Below are 18,472 nucleotides of genomic sequence, written 5' to 3'. Positions count from 1 at the left end.
TCGCACCTCCAATTTACTACTAAAGAAGCTCATTGCACTCAGCAACTCACTCTACCACTTCAATATTTATCACATGTGCTAAGTCATGTTCATAGGAAAAAGGAATAATCGACAGCTCCGTTACCCCGGCCTTCTTGCCGACAAGTACAGGAGAATTGCCTCCTGACGCTTCCCATTCAACAGGACCTGCTGAAACCATTATATTGTCATAAAATTTATTTCTATCCAGGTTGTCTATCCTTTGAATCTCCACGCGTTGCCCAACTTGAATGGTTATTGTAGAATCTTGTTCAAAATTTGCAGATACAGTGCCGTCTTCTTCCATGGAATACTCCAATACAATCGTATCAGAATCGCCAGTGATGGCTGGTTTTGGTCTTAAATTTTTTGGAAGTGATTCTTCTGGTATCGTTACAATATTCCCGCTGGCAGCCGTTATCCCGTCGATACCTTCCCCAAAGGGATTCCGGACAAGGTACACTTTCGTTTCTCCTTCAGCATAATCAAAGGTTGTCGCTTGATAGCCTACGGTGGTTCGTAAATTCATCTCACCCAAATATTCCAAATCATAATATTCTAGTTCTGACCAGCTAAAATTAACGGGATTCTCGGGAGCTTGAGAATAAGTAATCTCATCGATATACCACTCAGTTCCATCCTTAATAGCCGTTAATATAACGTTAGAACCGAATTCAATATAGGCAGCAGGATAGACTTGCGGCATAATTACTGATTTAACCATGATTTTTGAAGGAGTGTTTTCTAGTATCTCAAACCTAACATCAAACTTTGGAGCATTTTCTAATTTTCCGAAAGTAGAAATATTATTTCTAATAAAGGATTCATTATCTCTAGAAAAACGTTCCGTCACAAGAGTGGATACCGACTCTTCAAAACTGCTTAAATTAGCATCCACATACTCCGTAAGATTATCTGTTGGAGAGGGTGCGGCCATAAACTCCTTCGCTGACAAAAACCATTCTAAGTATTGATTCATTATACTCTGAATTTCATCATCCGTAAGCTTTTTTTGATCTTCCAAAACAATCGGAATGGTAACAGAATGTTCCTCTCTTGTCTTTCTGTCATTATAGGTAACAATAACCTCTGTCTGTTCCCCATCAGGCTCTGCCAAAGTAGTGATGGAAAGTTTATACTTAGCCTTTTTACTTTTCGGATTCTTTTCTTCCTTTTTGTTGATCTGGATAAACTTTGCCTTTGCAATATTTTTATCTAAGGTAGTGACTGTCATATCCATGACCTTATCCCCAGTCAGCAGGGAAGAATCAGAAGTTTTACCAGAGCCTGCATCCTTAAATTCACCAACTATATCAAGCTTTAATTCGCTCCCGGAGTTGGTATTGACACTTTCTTCAGAAGCCTTCAAACTAACTAACTCCTTACAAGAATTGTATTGGAAAGCCGGATATTTCTTTTGAGAAATCACAAGTTCCCATAGCATATGATCTTTTACAGTGTCTACGACAAAACTAGCACCTAATAAGAAACCGACATCAAAATTGGAGCAAAAAACAAAATCTGTATCATTTAACTTTTCTAAAGTTAAAGCAGTTTCATCAACTGTTAAGTTGGATTGTTTACTATTTGTACCTCCAACTTTTACTTCTCCATCCGCATAACCGTTCGCAGTACCTTCAATACCCAAACCTAATGCGTCTCCACCTTTAAGGGCTATAGCAGCAAGTGGGCCAGCCTTTAAGGAAAGCATTCCGCTGCCAATCACACTGGTACTGATTTCTCGATCCACCTTCATATGACCGTTATACTTACCTTTTGCTTTTACAATTCCAAACTGCTGTTGAACCGTTTTATTAACGGAAGCGCGCGCCACTACCTTCCCTTTGCCGTCAATTCCTGCCGTCAAATTCACCCTATTTTCAATGAAGACCAGAGGAATCCCTGTTGGAGCAAGTATCCTCGCCAAAGGAATATCGCGTTCAATTAGCCAACCGTCGCGTTTGCGAATACTATTGTACTTTTTCTCTCTTTTTAACGTTTTAATGTAATCGCTAAGCTCAACATCCATAGAATTCTCAACGCCCGCTTCCATTTCACTGGAATAGAGAGCATTTAATCGCTTTAGGCCGCCTAAACCTAGCTGATAGTCCAATAGAAAGGTAGGATAATGCATATCCAAATAGGCATCCAATTGTATTGTTGTATCTTCAATGTCAAACTTGAAATTTTTAAAGGAAAATCTGATGCTTTCCTTATCAATATTAGCTTTAATCTCTTTAGGAGGAGGATCTACTTGATATTCTCCCTTTTTCGAGACTGTCTCAGAACGGTCTGAACCAATCATATTATCTGGACTATAAGCAGTGGATAACTCAACATCCACCCCTTCAGCAGGAATAATTACCGTTTGATCGGTAAGCACTTCATACTCTTTATAAATATCTATACTTTCAAAAAGCTCATGAAATGCTGGAAGCTCAACTGTTAGAACAATCGAATCATTCTCTACTTTGGAAGAAACTATTTTATAAGCCTGATGATAACCAGCTATTAACTCTTCTTTAGGAATAAGAATAATATCTTCTTCACCCAATAAAGCAGTATCTTCATTGTTTTTTAATGTAATGACAGTCTCTCCAACTTCTACTACATCTGTTTCTTCTATGTATATCAATGCTTCATTAAAAGAGGCTTCTTCTACCTCGTCACGTGCGGTAACAAAAGCCATCACAAACGGTTTACTTACTTGAAAACCATCTGTATAAGCAACTTCGCTTGAAATATGTAATTCATAATAAGTCCCTTTTTTATAATTTCCTGAAGGAGGAGAAATTTCAATTGTTTTTAATGAGTCATTTAAAACAACCGGAACATCCAACTCCCCACCATCTTCATCTAATACCCTTACATTTTTCTTTGTCACCGTATCAGACTCTAATTCATCACCAAATGAAATCTTCCAAACGTGATCAATAGGAACATCAAACTTTGTATCTATTATTTTATCCGGGTCTATACTTTCAACGTTCTTCTCTATCAAACTGTTGGCAGCAGTCTTATCACTTAGAAAAAGAGAATAGCCTCCATAACCGGCCCCGCATATCCCAGCTATAATTAACAACCATAAAACTATTTTTTTCATTTTTTAAATTTTCCCCTTTAATATGTAAATAATTATTTTAAAACCTAAAGGTGCTACGTATAGAGGGGATCTAAACCTCCCACAATAATAAAACGCAAAAAGCAGGGAAATTCTCCCCTGCTTCTTACTTATGCTTACTTGTGATTAAGCTCTTCCGCTGCTTCCTCGAAAACTTCTTTAATTAGACCTTCATTAGTTTTAGTACTTTTCGTATAAATGAAGATCCACATGATTAATAAGGCAATTCCTAAACCACCAGCAGGAACAAGTAAGGCAGAGCAACAAAAACCAACGATGGTACGAGCGGCCATTTTGTGTTTTCCTTTAAAAGAAACTTTTACTCTGTCATCCTGTTTCTTTATTAGAATGCTACCTTCACTTTTTGAAAACTTTGCAGAATGAAGAGGAGTCAGAGCTACTTTAATAGCTTTATCATCCTCATTTTTAATAACTGTTTGGTACTTGTCTTCTAAATATGTAAGAATCTCACCCTTCACAGAATCCACAGTATGCTGTGCTCCGCGCAAAGTTTTGTTTATTACAAAACCACTCATTATGTATTTTCCCCCTATGTCTAATAGTTACAATCACCTATTATACATGAAGGAATAATATACTAAAATACTTATTTTTAAACAATTTAAGAATATATAGGCTTATTTTTAATTAAGTTTATATTAAATTATCTTTTCGAATATATTAAAATCTCGAAAGAAGAGGATTGAGGGAACAGGCACGCTGCCCCGTCTATACATAATTTATTAAAACTAGAAAGTGTTTGTGTCGATAAGGAAATTCTGGCCACAGGTAAATCTAATTTAGATAAGTGAGAAAGCCACGGACATTGAAGGAGACAATTAAGCAGTCAGTATTGCAGAAAAATAGGTCCTTTTTCTTACCTCTTTGTGATATGATACTAAAGTATTTTTTTAGAAGGAGTGTTAAATATGGATAAAATACAATCTCTACAAGAAATTAACCGTTTATTATCCCAAGCGGAAAAAATTCAACAACTAGAAGCAACCAAACCACGGGTTTCGTTGAAAGGGATGACTGACAACGAAGGTAAGCTGACAGAGCAATATTACAAGCTATTTCCTCAACCTGGTGAAAGAAAATATTTAGGATGTATGGGATCAATTTTTATCTTTGTTGTAACACTGTGTTTGTTTCTACTGTTCTACCCTGATCAAGTTAGTCATTTACTTGTCTACTATATGGTTGGCGTGATTGCAATGTATGCTTTGCCAATATTCGGTTATCTAATGATAGGGAGTTATAATGATAAGGTGAAAGAAAGAATGGATGCTGAATATAAAAATAAAAAATATGAATACATAAAAGAACAGCAAGAGAAATATAGTGAGCTATATAATAAAGAATGGGACAATATACAAAAACGTTTCAACGAAAATCAAGGGAAACTAATTGCTCAAATTCGTAGAGAAATGCAGCGAACTGGATACATTAATCATACATATCATCAATTGGGTATTTTGCGTACTTTAAAAAGATATTTGGAAACCGGTAGAGCGGATTCATTAAAGGAAGCCTTGAATCTCTTTCATTTCGAAAAGAATCATCAGCAGCAAAAACAGTATATGCACGATACCATGCAAGAAATGGAAGACCGTTATACAGAGCAAATGGAAGATGTAGAGTGGCAATTCCAAAACGCAAACGAAGCATTCGAACGCAAAGTTAGCGGAATGGAAGATGAGATTGATCGATTAAGAAGAAGAGAACGTTGAGGGACAGTCCATACCATCAAAAACAACTATACTGTATACAGAAAAGAGACTTGTCATCGGGACAGGTCTCTTTTCTGTATTTTAGGCTAGCCAAATGAAAAGGAAGAAATAGCATAATGTGAACTTTAAAACATAACTTTGGAAACTTAACTGATTAGAACATAGTCATGTAACTGAGCGTAAAACTCTCCTGTTTCTTCAAATGTTACATTTATTTTACTTTTGTTACAATAAATACTTTGGTAAAATAGTGTATAGTTTCCTGTTAAGTTGATTGGAGGTCAACATGAAAGGTCTATTAGTCGGATTAATTTTAACCATTATTTTGTTACTAATTCATGGTGGAGAAAATTTTATCTATTATTCTCTTCCAATAGGAATTTTAACTGTACTTTTATCAACTATTCTACAGAGTAAGAAGAATAGAGATACACAAATCCCAAGTAAGATTTCTAGTTTTTGTTTCTCAATGAGCATTCCTCTTGTGTTAATTCCACTGTTTTTAACACTCTAATATACTCTTACCTTTTATTTTATTCTTTTTTCTCATATTATCATTCTAACAGAGAGAGGTATATCATGTTTAACTCAAATCAAATTACAGTCTCAAAGACTTCAATTTTTGGCTGCAGAACCATTTCGCAGGCTTTAAATAAAGCAAAAGATGGTACTAAAATTATCGTACAACCTGGTATGTATAAAGAAAGCTTAACCATAAATACAGCTGTAGAAATTGTAGGGAACTCCGAAGATGACCCAGTCGTCATTCAATCTAATGATGACTATGCCATACGTATAAATAATTCAAATGCTAGATTAGAGAATCTCTCAATTAAACATATCGGAGAAGGGAATGCTGTTTATTTAGGCGGCTCATCTATAATTGCCAATTGTACTATTAGTTCAGAAGCAGGCAATGGAGTTATTATTGATGGCGATTCTACTAAACCAACAATAGAAAATTGCGAAATAAGTACTTGTAATATTAGTGGGGTATACGTTTCAAACGGAGCTTTTCCTAAGATTATTGGCTGTAAACTACATCATAATAGCATCAATGCCATACTTGCCGATTCTGCATTTATTAGTATAGTAGATAGCAAGGTTTATAGTAACGCTAGTAACGGATTACATCTTATCAATCAATCAAGCGGTCACATAAATGGCAGTGAAATATTTAATGGAAGTAAAAGTGGTGTATTAGTGGAAGGAAATAGCAACCTTTTAATAGAGAACTGCCCAATATACAGCCATGAAGAAAATAATATCTGGGTTCACCAAGATGCTACCATAACGTTGAAGCAATCAGAAATATATGATAGTCGTTTGTCAGGAATACTCATAGAGACAGGCGCAAAAGCCACTTTGGAAGGTTGCACAGTTTACGATAATAAATTGCACGGCATTAATGTAATGGATAAAGAAGTAGTGGTAAATGAAAGTACCCTCTTCAAAAATGGAATTGCCGGTATATATTTTGGAAACAATTCTACTGGAAAAGTAAGTAATACCGACATAAATAATAACTCTGTAAATGTTTTAATAGAAAGTGAAAACAATCCATCTTTCCAGAAATGTGATATTCACAATGGAGAAAACAATGGAATACATATTATAAAGAAAAAAACAGGAACGTTTGAGAACTGTGCAATTCACCATAATAAAAAGGTTAACGTATTGGTGGAGGAGTATGCTAAGCCACTGATAAGAGAATGTACTATTCATAACTCTGATGAGGGTGGAGTAACATTTTTGGGAGACGGTGTAATGGAAGATTGCCATGTCCATACCAATAAATCGCACTCGATATGTATTGATGGTGGAAATCCCATTATAAGAAGCAGTAAGTTGTACGGCTTTTTTCGAAACGATAATTTTGGAGAAGGTAAAATTCAGGATTGTCACATCTCAAATGAAGTTGGTTATGGAGTTGTTATTTCAAAATATTCTTATCCTGAATTCATTCAATGCAAAATTATTGATTGTGCCAATTCAGGCGTATTCATCGACAAGGATGGGATAGGGTATTTTAATGAATGTCAAATTTCCAATAACTTAAACTGTAATATAGAGATTATAGAAGGGAAAAACCCTTTATTCCGTAACTGTACAATTGTAAATAGTCCAGGTTTTGGCGTATCACTTACCAAAAGCACAGGTGCCTTTTTTGGGTGTTCTATAAGTAATAACGTAAAAAATAATAATGTCTGTGAGCAAAGTAATCTAAATTTAAATGAAAAGACTGAAAAAGTAACTTCAGCAAGTAATGGAAAGGATGGTAGAGAAAGCAAGCTGAAAATTGTTATGTATAGTAACTTGGGGTTCAGCGATATACGCTTTCCGGTTGAGCAACCAGACCTTGTTATTCTATTAGGTGGTTTAGATAAAAAGGCCATTAGGAGAATAGATCATTATTACACCGTTCCTAAATTAGCTATTACCCATTATTTTGAAAAAGAAGATAAAGAACTATTTTCGGAAACTAATATTATTGATATGAATGGTAAGATATTACATATTGAAGGGGTAACTTTTGCAGGGTTCGGAAGAAATGGATCTCCAATGGATGTTACTCAATTTCAACAACTATTTAGTCAAATAAAAAAAATTGATTACTTCTTGGGAGATTGCAAAATACCTTCATCAAATGATGGAATGTTGGATAATTCTTTTGATATGTTTATTTTAGAAAAACACAGCAGAGTGACAAATTACGACGTAAAAGAACTGTTAAAGGAAAAGCAAGTGAAAGGCTATTTTCACAGTAAAGACGAGATAGATATGTTCGGAACATTCAGTGAACATTTTAGTATAGAAGAGACAGATAACATTAAAGTTTTCTACAACATTGGGATGCACGAACTGGAGTTGGAGCCTTCTTCTTCTGAAAACTCAATTAGTAAAGAGACAACTAAACACACTCCATCTGCTTCCGTAACAAACCCAGAATTACAAACTATTCTAGATGAAATAGATTCTCTAATAGGGATGGAACCATTAAAGCAAGATATTAGAGAAATGATTACCCTGATCGAGGTAAATAAACTAAAAGCATCTCTAGGAGTCGGTAGCCCGGAACAAGTAATGCCGGCTGCCCCGCATACTGTACTCTACGGGAACCCGGGGACTGGAAAAACAACCGTAGCAAAGTTGTTTGGAAAGCTATATAAAGCAATGGGCCTGTTGGAGAAGGGCCATGTTGTACAGGTAAACCGAGAAAAACTGGTTGGAGAATTTATTGGTCATACTGCTCCTAAAACAAAGGGGAAAATTGACGAGGCTATCGGTGGAGTACTTTTTATTGATGAAGCATATGAACTAACAAATAAAGGCGGAAGTAAGGACTTTGGTTTAGAGGCTATAGCTGTCTTATTAGAAGAGATGGAAAACCGACGTGGTGAATTTATGGTTATTGTTGCAGGTTATGAGAAAGAAATGCAACAATTTTTAGAATCAAATCCAGGATTAGATAGTAGAATTACGAAAAAAGAGTACCTGGAGGACTACACGCCTGAAGAAATGGTAGAGATAGCTAAAAAGATGATCCAGGAAAAAAACCATTGCCTGAGCGAACTAGGTGAAAAAGCACTATTTGATGAATTTACCCTTTTATGGAGAAAGAGAGACCGCTTCTTCTCTAATGGAAGGACAGTACGAAATATAGTTGATAAAACTATACAAAAACAATCTAATCGATGTTCAAGCATTCCACGGGATCAGTGGACAAAAGAGTTGCTAGAAACGTTAAACGAACAAGATGTATTCGCTGCAACAAAGCGAGTCGAAAACAAGCAGTTTCAAGTACCAATTAATGAAGAATTGTTGTCCCAAGCTCTTGGGGAATTAAATAGAATGATTGGTTTATCAAACGTCAAAGAGGAAATTGAACAGCTCGTTACTCTTGTTCGTTACTATAAAGAGGAGAACAAAAACATTCAAGAGCTTGCACTTCATACCGTGTTACGCGGTAATCCGGGTACGGGTAAAACGGAAGTGAGCCGAATCATTTCCAACATCTATAAAGCACTTGGAGTATTAGAGCGTGGAAGCCTCATTGAAGTTAATAGAGATAAATTAATTGGGACCCATGTTGGGGAAAGTGAAAAACTCATTACTCAATATATCGACCAAGCAATGGGTGGGACCCTCTTTATTGATGAAGCCTATCAGTTAACACAGTACGGTGCCGAGGACCCCGGGCACAAGGTTATTGAAATTCTTCTTAAAAGAATGGAAGATGATCGAGGCAAGTTCTTAGTTCTTGTAGCTGGTTACGAACGGGAAATGGAAAAGTTCTTAGATAGCAACCCAGGATTAAGAAGAAGGTTTGCCAACCAACTGACTTTTGAAGACTACACACCATCGGAATTAATGAAAATAACTAAACTTATTCTTAGTGAAAAAGGATATTCCTTAGCAGATGGAGTAGAAGAAGAATTACACGACTATTACAAGGAATGCTATAGCCGTCGCAACCATACATTCGGAAATGCTGGTTTTGTTAGAAACATCGTAAATAAAGCAATAAAAAATGCCGACTTCCGAATTGCAAGAATACCAAAAGAAAATAGACATGAGAACCTGTTGAACGAAATTCTTTTAGAAGACATATTGGTGCGAGCATAATCGGTTAGAGGGGACAGGTACGCTGACCCACCTTCCCTTTAAAGAACAAAAGTAAGGTCTGAGGAGTATTCCTCAGACCTATTTATATTATGTTGTTCAACAATAATTATTTTCAAGCATTTGTTTAATCCTATATTTGGTCTTGATAAATTATGCGAGTTCTATCGACTATTTTTGCAGGTTATTGTGAGATAGTTATGGAGAACGTAGATATGGCAAAATTATTAGCATAAGCTATATTTTAGCAATCTAAAGGCACTCCGGGTCTGCTTACCTATCCCCTAAAACCCCGATTGACATTGTCCCCTGAAAATACAGATTTATATATCTATTAAAATCCACTAATGTTAAAATTATACTTAAAAGAGGGACGAGGGACCTATCCTAATGTCCAAATAGGAGGAATTAACATGCTACTACACGAGTTGAACAAATGTGAAAAAATTGCTTTTTTGGAGCTTGCCCATTTGGTTGCGATGTCGAATGGCATCATAGATGAGAAAGAGAAGATAATGCTAGATACATATAAGAAAGAAATGGGTCTAGGGGATTCGTATGAGCTTAAGGACTTACAACTAGAAGAGATAGTTCAATGCTTTATCCATAATCGCTCCAAGCGAATTGCGTTTCTTGAATCTATTTCAGTTGCGTTTGCAGATGGAATCTATCATGAGGAGCAGAAAAACCTCATTGCTGAACTGCGTCAAGCTTTTGATATTAGCCTCGAAGACTATGAGAATTTCAAGACTTGGATTATCAAAGTCAATGCGCTACATATTCAAGCGAACGAGATGGTTGGTGTGTAAAGCATCGTTTCCGTGCAATAGTTGCGGTTTATGCTGTAAAAACATTGGTCACATTGCGGAATTGAAGACCTTTGATAGTGGAGATGGAACGTGCATGTATCTAGAAAACAATATGTGCACAATCTATGATACTAGACCTCTGATTTGTAGGATTGATGAAATGTATGAGCAGGCTTTTTATGAACAGTTTTCTAAAGAAGAATATTATGAAATAAATATAAAAGCATGCCAACAGCTTCAAAGGGAAGATGGCTGGACTGAAAGCGAAATAAAGTGGAACGAGGGACCTGTCCTTCCTTCCGGTATGGAGGAATAGCGGTGTCTGACAAGAAGAAAAAGACAGCGATCAATGTTGGCCTAGCTGGTGCAGCTTCAGAGGTAGTTAATCGCTTTGGCTCAGCAAATGCACAGCATATCAAGGCATACACAGGCTATCAAATCAAATCTGGCATTTATGTAAAAGGGCTGCGGGATATTGCAGGTTCTAAAAATAATTCCTATGCCAATGCGAAGCAGCAAGCAGGCTTTGCAGGCGAGGTGATTTTAGAAAGTAAAACGAATGCGGAGAATATTATCCAACAAAAAACAGAACGAGTATCGCGCACAGATTCGCTAGGCAAAAAAAACCACCAAGAGTTTGATCATGTGAAAACAGATGCCAATGGCAACCCGATCTTGGATAAGAACGGCAACTACACAGGCACTTCTCAGATGAAGCTTCGCGGGGAGTATGACCTTGAGGAATACATAAAGCGGAGAAAGCTCAAAGACCCTAATTGGGAACCGCCAAAAGATTTGACACAACAAAAGCTGATTGAAATCAGCTCTATTAAAAATGTGAAAAAATTAGTAAATGGGGAATTTGAAAAGTTCAAGAATGCCAACAATCTAGACATTCCCACAGAGCAATATGAACCTGCCAGAAAATATCTGCAAGAACAACAAAAAGAGCTCAAGAAGCAGATTACTCATCTTAAGGAAAACGGTGACAACAGCAAAGTCGTGCAAAAGCAGGAAGAACTAAATCGTGTAAGATCTGTAGAAAAACGCCTGCGTAAATCGGTCAGTAGTAAAGAGGCCATGAATGCCCGAATGGACTCACTAAAATACACCGTGAAAGAAGTGCACAAAGTTTCACACCAAGCAGGAATGCAACAGGCAAAAATAGGTGCCATCCTTGGTGGAGCCATTAGTTTATCCCGGCAAATCGTTATGGTAGCAAAAGGGGAAGAGACGAACCTGAAAGATGCTACTGTAAATGTTTTAAAAGATACCGGACAAGCCGCAGCGTTGAGCTATGCCACAGGTTATTCTGGAGCAGCGATAAAAGCATTAATGGAGAGAAGCGGAAAAGTTATTTTCCAAAACCTGTCCAAATCCAACATGCCAGCTATGATTGCCACTGCCACGTTAGAAACAACAAAATCTATTCGCAGGTACTTAAATGAGGAAGATTTTGATGAACTACAATTGCTAGAGGAACTTGGAGAAAAAGGGACGGGAATGCTCGCGGGCAGTATTGGCGCAGCATTGGCAACAGCTGTACTTCCGGTAGTAGCAGCAGGAACAGCGGGTGCAGTTGTGGTTAGTGGCTTGGTCATGGTTGGGGGAATGGTAGGCTATATGACTGGATCAGCCATTTACGCTTCAGCAATGGACTTATTACAAGAACAACGATTAGCTGCTGAAAAAAGAATTCTAGTCGAGCAATTGGCCAAAGATGCGATTGCTGTCATGGAAAAAGAACGACAGGAGCTACAGGGACTTATTCACGAGCATTTGGCTGAGCGACAAACAACCTTTGAAGTCTGTTTTGAAGGGATAAACGAAGCAATCATAAGCGGAGACCACTCTGTTTTTAAGGAAAACTTAAATAATATTGCTATCACTTTCGGGACTACGCTACAATTTTTAGATTTTGAGGAATTTGATGACTTTATGCAAGATGACACAATGACATTTAAATTTTAGAAAAAGATAGGAGAATCTAGCATGCCCATTCCATTCATCGCCGCTGGAATTGTAGTGGCATCTGCTCTAACAGGAGTAGGTAGTGGTGTTAAAGCTGTGAAAAATACAAAAGAGGCAAACAGAAATAACTCAGAGGCACGGTCGCTGATTAATAGTGCAGAAATCAGATTAGATGGAGCACGCCAAGATACAAACGAAAACCTGGAGGAATTAGGGAAAGAAAAGCTTTATATGTTATCCACCTCCGTACGCGATTTCCTTCGCTATTTTGAGCTGTTAAAAAAGGTGGAATTCGACGACAGTACGGCTGGTATCGAGGAGTTAAAGGCTCTCGGAGCGACCGACAACCTGCTGGGAGAATTAAAGACAGACTCCTATGAAGCTGTCAAACTAGCAAGTGGGGGCATGGCGTCATTAGGAGCGGGAGTTGCAGCTGCCTATGGAGCGTACGCAGGAACAATGGCACTCGGAACGGCCTCAACTGGTGCTGCCATTAGTGGACTAAGCGGCGTTGCGGGCACCAACGCCACACTTGCCTGGCTTGGAGGAGGATCACTTTCTGCAGGTGGATTTGGCATGGCAGGTGGCACGATGGTACTAGGCGGTATTGTAGCTGGACCTGCCCTCGCAGTAGGCGGCCTTATCATGTCAGCGCAAGCCAAAAAGAAATTGGAAAACTCCTATGCAAACCTAAGTGAAGCACGAGTTGTAGCAAATCAAATGAAAAGCGCACAAGTAGTGCTAGAATCTGTGCGAGACCGCTCTAGACAAGTGACAGAATTACTAACAAATATCAATGATGTATTTATAAAAGGTATTCATTCCATGCAAGAAATCATTACTAAAAACGGAACAGATTGGAATGTATTTGATGTAGAGATGAAGAAATCCATTCACCTAACATTCCTGACAGCCCAGCTGCTAAAAGGAATTATTGACACTCCAATACTCGACGAAGACGGCGCAATTACCCAAAAATCAGTCGAACTATTAAAGCTTGGTAAAGAGCGATTGGAGGAAATTAAGGGGAAAATGTAATAGAGGGAGAGGGAGAGGGAGATCTCTTTCTTCCCTTTTTTTAAATGCAAAAATATGAAATGTGGTCGTGTTTTTTCCCCACAACCATCGAGAACTTGACCTAGTAAAAGGGAGAATAAAAAAGGAAAGAGGATTATATGCGTAAGAAGAACATGTTAGAGTTAATTAGAAGTAAACATCTTAACACGTACACAGGTAGACAGAAGGAGATCGATTTATTTTTCGAAGAATTAAATAAAGGAAGTCAATATAAAGTAGTATCATTTTCAGGAATCGGTGGCATTGGTAAAACAGAACTTAGAAAGGAATTGATGAGAAGAGTTGAGAAACATACATCAGCAGAGTTTACTTATATAAATTTTGAAACGAAAGAGTATCAACACATTGAAAATGCACTAGTTCACATGCGAAATGCAATTGGAAGCCAATATAGAATACCCTTTACATTGTTCGATGTCGCATATATTTTGTATATGCGAAAGGTTAATCCATCTCTAAGTTTTAATAAAAAAACAATTCCTTTTATAGCAGAAGGAAGTTGGATTGCCGACTTCATATCAATATCAGAGGAAATCCCCTATTTATCTTTAGTACCAAAGATGATTGATATAATAACTAGCCGTTCAAAAGGTTTTTTCTCACAAGAAGACAAGGAAAAAATAGCAGCATTTGAACAAATGGAAGTAAATGACCTGTTAGAGATGTTGCCGATAATTTTTGCGGAAGAATTAGATAAACATATTTCTAATTCCATAAATGTCTTCGTATTTTTTATAGATACTTATGAAGCTTTATGGACAAATCAGCGAATGAATGCCTACGAATATTTTGTTGATCAGTGGATTCGAGATTTAGTAGCACAACTTCCTAACGCACTGTGGGTAATTTTTGGACGGGAGAAGGTCGGTTGGGAATACTATGATAAAGAGTGGGAGAATAGATTAGTGCAAGTTGAACTAGGTGCACTTTCATTGAGTGAAACTCGTGAGCTATTAGTTAAAAATGATGTGAATGATGTTCTTATTCAAGATGAGATATTTCTAAATTCTGATGGTCACCCGTATTCTATTAGGTTAGGAATAGATTTATTTAAGGAAATTAAAAAAGACCGTATCCCTGTTGCAAATGATTTCATTTGGGAAAAAACAGATATACGTTTATTTCAACGTTTTATAAAATACCTTTTAAGCAAAGAGAAAGAAACATTAGAGTTATTGGCTTTGACAAACACTTGGGATTTAGAAACATTTAATGCGCTTACAAAACATTTCAACATTCAAATGACTATTGATGATTATATAAAACTTACTCGTTTTTCCTTTATATCAGAGCTGGAAGATGGTAAATGGGAAATGCATCAGTTAATGAAAAAATCCCTAATTGACTATCAATATCCTGAAAAAGTTATAATTGGACGTAGCTTTCTCTTTAAGTATTTCAGTTCGCAAATTACAAAAGACTACATAAAAGTTAATCCTCAATCAGCTATTGTATTGGTTGACCAAGCTTTCTTCCATGGATTTTTATTGATGGAGAATAAAGCAATTTCTGTTTGCAACTTTATAGATTGGTTTAGGGAGTTAGATAGAGAGTTTTTCAACATCAAAAAAAATCATCTAACTCTGCCTTTACTCAAGCAGTTAGAAAGACACTTGAGATTACATGCAGATTTGGAATACAAAAAATATTTGGGGATAATCCTTTATGATATTGGATTTATATATATGATGGAATCTAGAGATTTTGTAAATACAGAAATAGTATTAATGGAGTCATTGAGAATACGAGAACAATTTTTACCTGATGATAAGTTGAATATAGCAAAGTCATATTTTGGATTAGCCACGTTATATCACCAATTAGGTCAATTAATAGAGGCGGAGAAACTTTATCTAAAGTCTTTTGAGTTAAGAAAACAACATTTAAACTCTTCTGAAAGCCTTCCGCTAGCCTTTTCATCAAATGGGTTAGGAAAACTTTATCAAGATTTAAGGAAATACAAAAAAGCAAAGAAATATTATGCGATATCATTAAAAGTATATAATGATATCCATTATCCTGATAATTTAAACCTTTCAATAACAATTATGAATTTAATTAGCTGTTACCATGAATTAAAAGAATATGATAATGCTAAGAATTTAACAGCTACTCTTAATGATATGTTACAAAAAGAGATTGATCTTAATCAGGTGATTATTGCTAGAGCAAAAAATGTTGAAGCAATTGTAGAAACCTCCATAGGTAATTTCGAGAAATCTATGGCCTTATTTATTGATTCCTATGAACTTTTCAAAATGAACTTAGGTGAGGATTCCCTTGAATTATCGAAAATTATGCATAATATGGCATTAACATTTGCTCTATTAGACAAAAGAGAAGAAGCTAATAATCATATACTAAAAAGTATAGCAATTAAGAATGAATATATATCCAAAAATAAATTGTCTAGTAAAAACCTAAACTATGTTTACACCCTTGAAATGAGGGAATTATTGTTAAAAGAAAAATTTGCCTATGAGGAATTAAAGTTTAATTTTTAGTTTTAGAGAACTAGATTTAGCCGCCTCTAACATTTATAGGGGGCAGTGATGTTGACCCGTCTACACTTTAGATAATTTAGCTTGTTTTCTTAATGATTTAACAAAATTAAGTATAAGAATTAGAGGCGGCCGCTGCTCGCCTCATTATTTCTATTTCTGATAGTTAAAATTTCCTAATTACTAATCCCATGCAGGAATCTCCCCCCTAATGTCGAACCCTCATACTTACACATATACAGTTTCTGTAAAAACATGAAAAAAGGAGGCGAACCATGAAAGTTCTAGACGTATCCTCCCTGCACGATGGAATCAAAGGAATGAGCCAGCAACTGTCGGAACTCGATAAGCAACTAAATCATGTAGAGAGAGGAATTCGCTCTTTTGTTTCCTCAAAGGATTCCTTCCGAGGCAAGGGTGCCAGTGCGATCAGGCGATTCTATGAATATGCGCACCTCCCATTCTTACAATTCTTTCAAACGTTCCTGGCAAACTTACAATCTAAGCTTCAACAGCTGCAATATGAATTAGATGGGTTGGAGAGCAACTCGCGCGGGTTTATTGACGAGGGTTTCCTGACAAGTGAGCTGGAGGACAGATTGAATCAACTTAACCGAATGGTGACTGAACTAACAGGGGAGACGAATTCCGAGCTGAGCCGGGTTAGTGACATCATGTACCTCCCAAGGCTGCAGGATCACCAATTCCACGAGGGCATCCAACAAGCCAAGCAATCGTCAAACCAAACTGTGGACAAGCTGCACCAGTTTGACCACCAACAAACCCAGTCGTTCACAGCGTTAATCGAGGACCTATCTCTCCTCCAGAATTACATAGAAGAAATGAGCCAACAGTTCGCTTCTGGTAAGATAAAGTTAACTAGCTTCTCACCGGCCATACTTCAGGATCTCGAGGATTACGGAAAGCTGGAGACAAAGCTGTATAACCAAACTGTCATGCAGCGATGGAACAGCGAACATTTTCCAGAGCTTGGCGTGTTTTTTCCGATAGGGTATGCGGCATCGTTTGATCAATGGGCAAATCCGAGTTGTGCACGACCGGAGCCGAAGAAGAAAACCACCGGGGAAGCATTCTGGGACTTCACCAATGGCTTTGGAGCAGGAATCATCAGCGCTGCTTCCGACACCTGGGATGGCATTAAACGCTTAGCGACAGAGCCGGACCAAGTGCTAAAAGAAACAATAGAATTCTTAGACGCAGTAGTATCTGACCCGGGCCTGGTGCTAGAAATCGGCCACGAGCTCTACAACTCCTTCAACGAATCTGTCATCCACGGCGATGCGACTAGCCGAGGCGAATGGCTAGGTTATGCGACAACCATCATCGGAACTTCCGTTGTGGGTGATAAAGGGCTTTCCAAAGTAGGTGGTATTGCTGGGAAGCTAGGTACCAAGGTGGAGACAGACCTTGATATTAAGCTGAAGAATCAGCGGGAGAAAGTGACGAGTTCTGTGAAGGGTTCATCTGTGGCTGGGTTGGAGCGGGTGCGTGAGTTGATGGGGCAAATAATGCCTGCTCATCATTTGCAACCAGGGTTTGCTGGAGTGCCGCACAATGTGATGGATAGTATGGTAATACGTGATAGAGTGGAAGCGCAGAATCACTTAACCTTATCCAAAGTTGAAAAAAATGCTGATAATATAAATATAAGACATACACCAGGTGTTGCTACAACTAACAAAGTTTCCAATGCAAAAGTTATAATGAGGGGTACAGATGGGAATGCAGGTGTGGTACCTAAAGAAGTTGCTGATAGATTAAAAGGAAAAAGTTTTAAAAATTTTGATGCGTTTAGAAGTGAATTTTGGAAAACAGTTTCAACTTCTTCATACGCAGGTGAATTTAGTAGTGCCAATATTAAGAGAATGGAAAAGGGCTTTGCGCCAATTGCCCCGAAATCCCAACATTATGGGAAGCAGAAAAGCTATGTTTTACATCATCTTACTCCGATTAATCATGGGGGAGGAGTATATGATATAGACAATTTATTAATTGTTTCACCCCGCCTCCATCAAGATATACTAAGTAAGAGTTATCATTTTGGGAATAAATAGATAAGAATGGAGTGGAACTTAATTGAAATTAACTAAAGAAGAATTAGTTAGTATCGTAGAGAAAATTTTAAATGCTGATGGATCAGAAGAAGAATTAGACAATTTGATAGATAAGGTAGAAGCAAGTGTGCCTCATCCCAATGTAAGTGACCTGATATTTTGGAATGAGGAGGAATTAAGTGCAGAAGAGATTGTTAACAGAGCACTTAATTATAAACCTAACATTTACTTATAGGTGGGGATTGGAATTGGGAAGCATACGGAATAAAAATGGAGAATCGTGAATGCCCGATTATCGCATGGAACAGAGTAGGAGGCTACACAACAAAAAATTTCTATGAGTTCTTCTCACAAGGTTATTGGACGCAAAAGAGGGTGAATTTAGCTAAAAGAAATTGATAGGTATAATTCCTTTGATGAGTAATTAGAGGACAGCTTTCAAGAAGCGATTGGTAACTGGTAGAGTGTTTAAGGCTTGAGGATTAAAATCTTCAAGCCATTTGCTTTATTATTTGGGAAAAACCAAAATAAAAGGCGGATCTAG

At 37.2% G+C, this 18,472-nt stretch carries 11 protein-coding genes; 9 read left to right on the top strand and 2 right to left on the bottom strand.

Annotated features, from left to right (window positions below):
* Nucleotides 1–46: 46 nt before the first annotated feature.
* Together M313_RS0121615 and M313_RS0121610 are read right to left on the bottom strand one after the other, a co-directional pair.
* Nucleotides 47–3,121 carry a hypothetical protein gene (locus M313_RS0121615; RefSeq protein WP_010200156.1) on the bottom strand — a complete coding sequence of 1,025 codons (3,075 nt, stop codon included), beginning with the start codon at nt 3,119–3,121 and terminating at the stop codon, nt 47–49.
* Nucleotides 3,122–3,255: 134 nt separating this feature from the next.
* Nucleotides 3,256–3,675 carry a hypothetical protein gene (locus M313_RS0121610; protein ID WP_010200154.1) on the bottom strand — a complete coding sequence of 140 codons (420 nt, stop codon included), beginning with the start codon at nt 3,673–3,675 and terminating at the stop codon, nt 3,256–3,258.
* Nucleotides 3,676–4,068: 393 nt separating this feature from the next.
* On the opposite strand from M313_RS0121610, the gene M313_RS0121605 reads away from it, so the two are divergent.
* The 9 genes from M313_RS0121605 (at nt 4,069) to M313_RS0121560 (ending at nt 18,163) form a co-directional block, all read left to right on the top strand.
* Complete coding sequence (locus tag M313_RS0121605) at nt 4,069–4,872, top strand: hypothetical protein (protein ID WP_010200152.1); 804 nt, start codon at nt 4,069–4,071, stop codon at nt 4,870–4,872.
* Nucleotides 4,873–5,451: 579 nt separating this feature from the next.
* The gene (locus M313_RS24805) at nt 5,452–9,498 is read left to right on the top strand and encodes a right-handed parallel beta-helix repeat-containing protein (protein WP_010200151.1); all 4,047 of its coding nucleotides are present in this window, start codon (nt 5,452–5,454) and stop codon (nt 9,496–9,498) included.
* 410 nt (nt 9,499–9,908) lie between these two features.
* Complete coding sequence (locus M313_RS0121590) at nt 9,909–10,304, top strand: tellurite resistance TerB family protein (RefSeq protein ID WP_010200150.1); 396 nt, start codon at nt 9,909–9,911, stop codon at nt 10,302–10,304.
* A 94-nt stretch (nt 10,305–10,398) separates the two neighbouring features.
* Nucleotides 10,399–10,620 carry a hypothetical protein gene (locus tag M313_RS26205; RefSeq protein ID WP_010200149.1) on the top strand — a complete coding sequence of 74 codons (222 nt, stop codon included), beginning with the start codon at nt 10,399–10,401 and terminating at the stop codon, nt 10,618–10,620.
* Nucleotides 10,621–10,622: 2 nt separating this feature from the next.
* Nucleotides 10,623–12,275, top strand: coding sequence for a hypothetical protein (locus tag M313_RS0121580; RefSeq protein WP_010200148.1), 1,653 nt, complete (start codon nt 10,623–10,625; stop codon nt 12,273–12,275).
* Nucleotides 12,276–12,296: 21 nt separating this feature from the next.
* Nucleotides 12,297–13,313 (top strand): hypothetical protein, encoded by a 1,017-nt coding sequence (locus M313_RS0121575; RefSeq protein WP_010200146.1) that lies wholly within the window; start codon nt 12,297–12,299, stop codon nt 13,311–13,313.
* 137 nt (nt 13,314–13,450) lie between these two features.
* Nucleotides 13,451–15,856, top strand: a complete 2,406-nt coding sequence (locus M313_RS0121570; protein WP_010200145.1) for a tetratricopeptide repeat protein — start codon at nt 13,451–13,453, stop codon at nt 15,854–15,856.
* A 272-nt stretch (nt 15,857–16,128) separates the two neighbouring features.
* The gene (locus tag M313_RS0121565; protein WP_010200144.1) at nt 16,129–17,928 is read left to right on the top strand and encodes an LXG domain-containing protein; all 1,800 of its coding nucleotides are present in this window, start codon (nt 16,129–16,131) and stop codon (nt 17,926–17,928) included.
* 22 nt (nt 17,929–17,950) lie between these two features.
* On the top strand, nt 17,951–18,163 hold the full coding sequence (locus M313_RS0121560) for a bacteriocin immunity protein (protein ID WP_010200143.1): 213 nt from the start codon (nt 17,951–17,953) through the stop codon (nt 18,161–18,163).
* Nucleotides 18,164–18,472 lie beyond the last annotated feature (309 nt).

The organism is Bacillus sp. m3-13 (assembly GCF_000175075.1).
GTDB classification, from domain to species: domain Bacteria; phylum Bacillota; class Bacilli; order Bacillales; family Bacillaceae_I; genus Sutcliffiella_A; species Sutcliffiella_A horikoshii_C.
The sequence above is the reverse complement of the archived record's forward strand: the minus strand, read 5'-3'. Positions and strand labels throughout refer to the sequence as shown.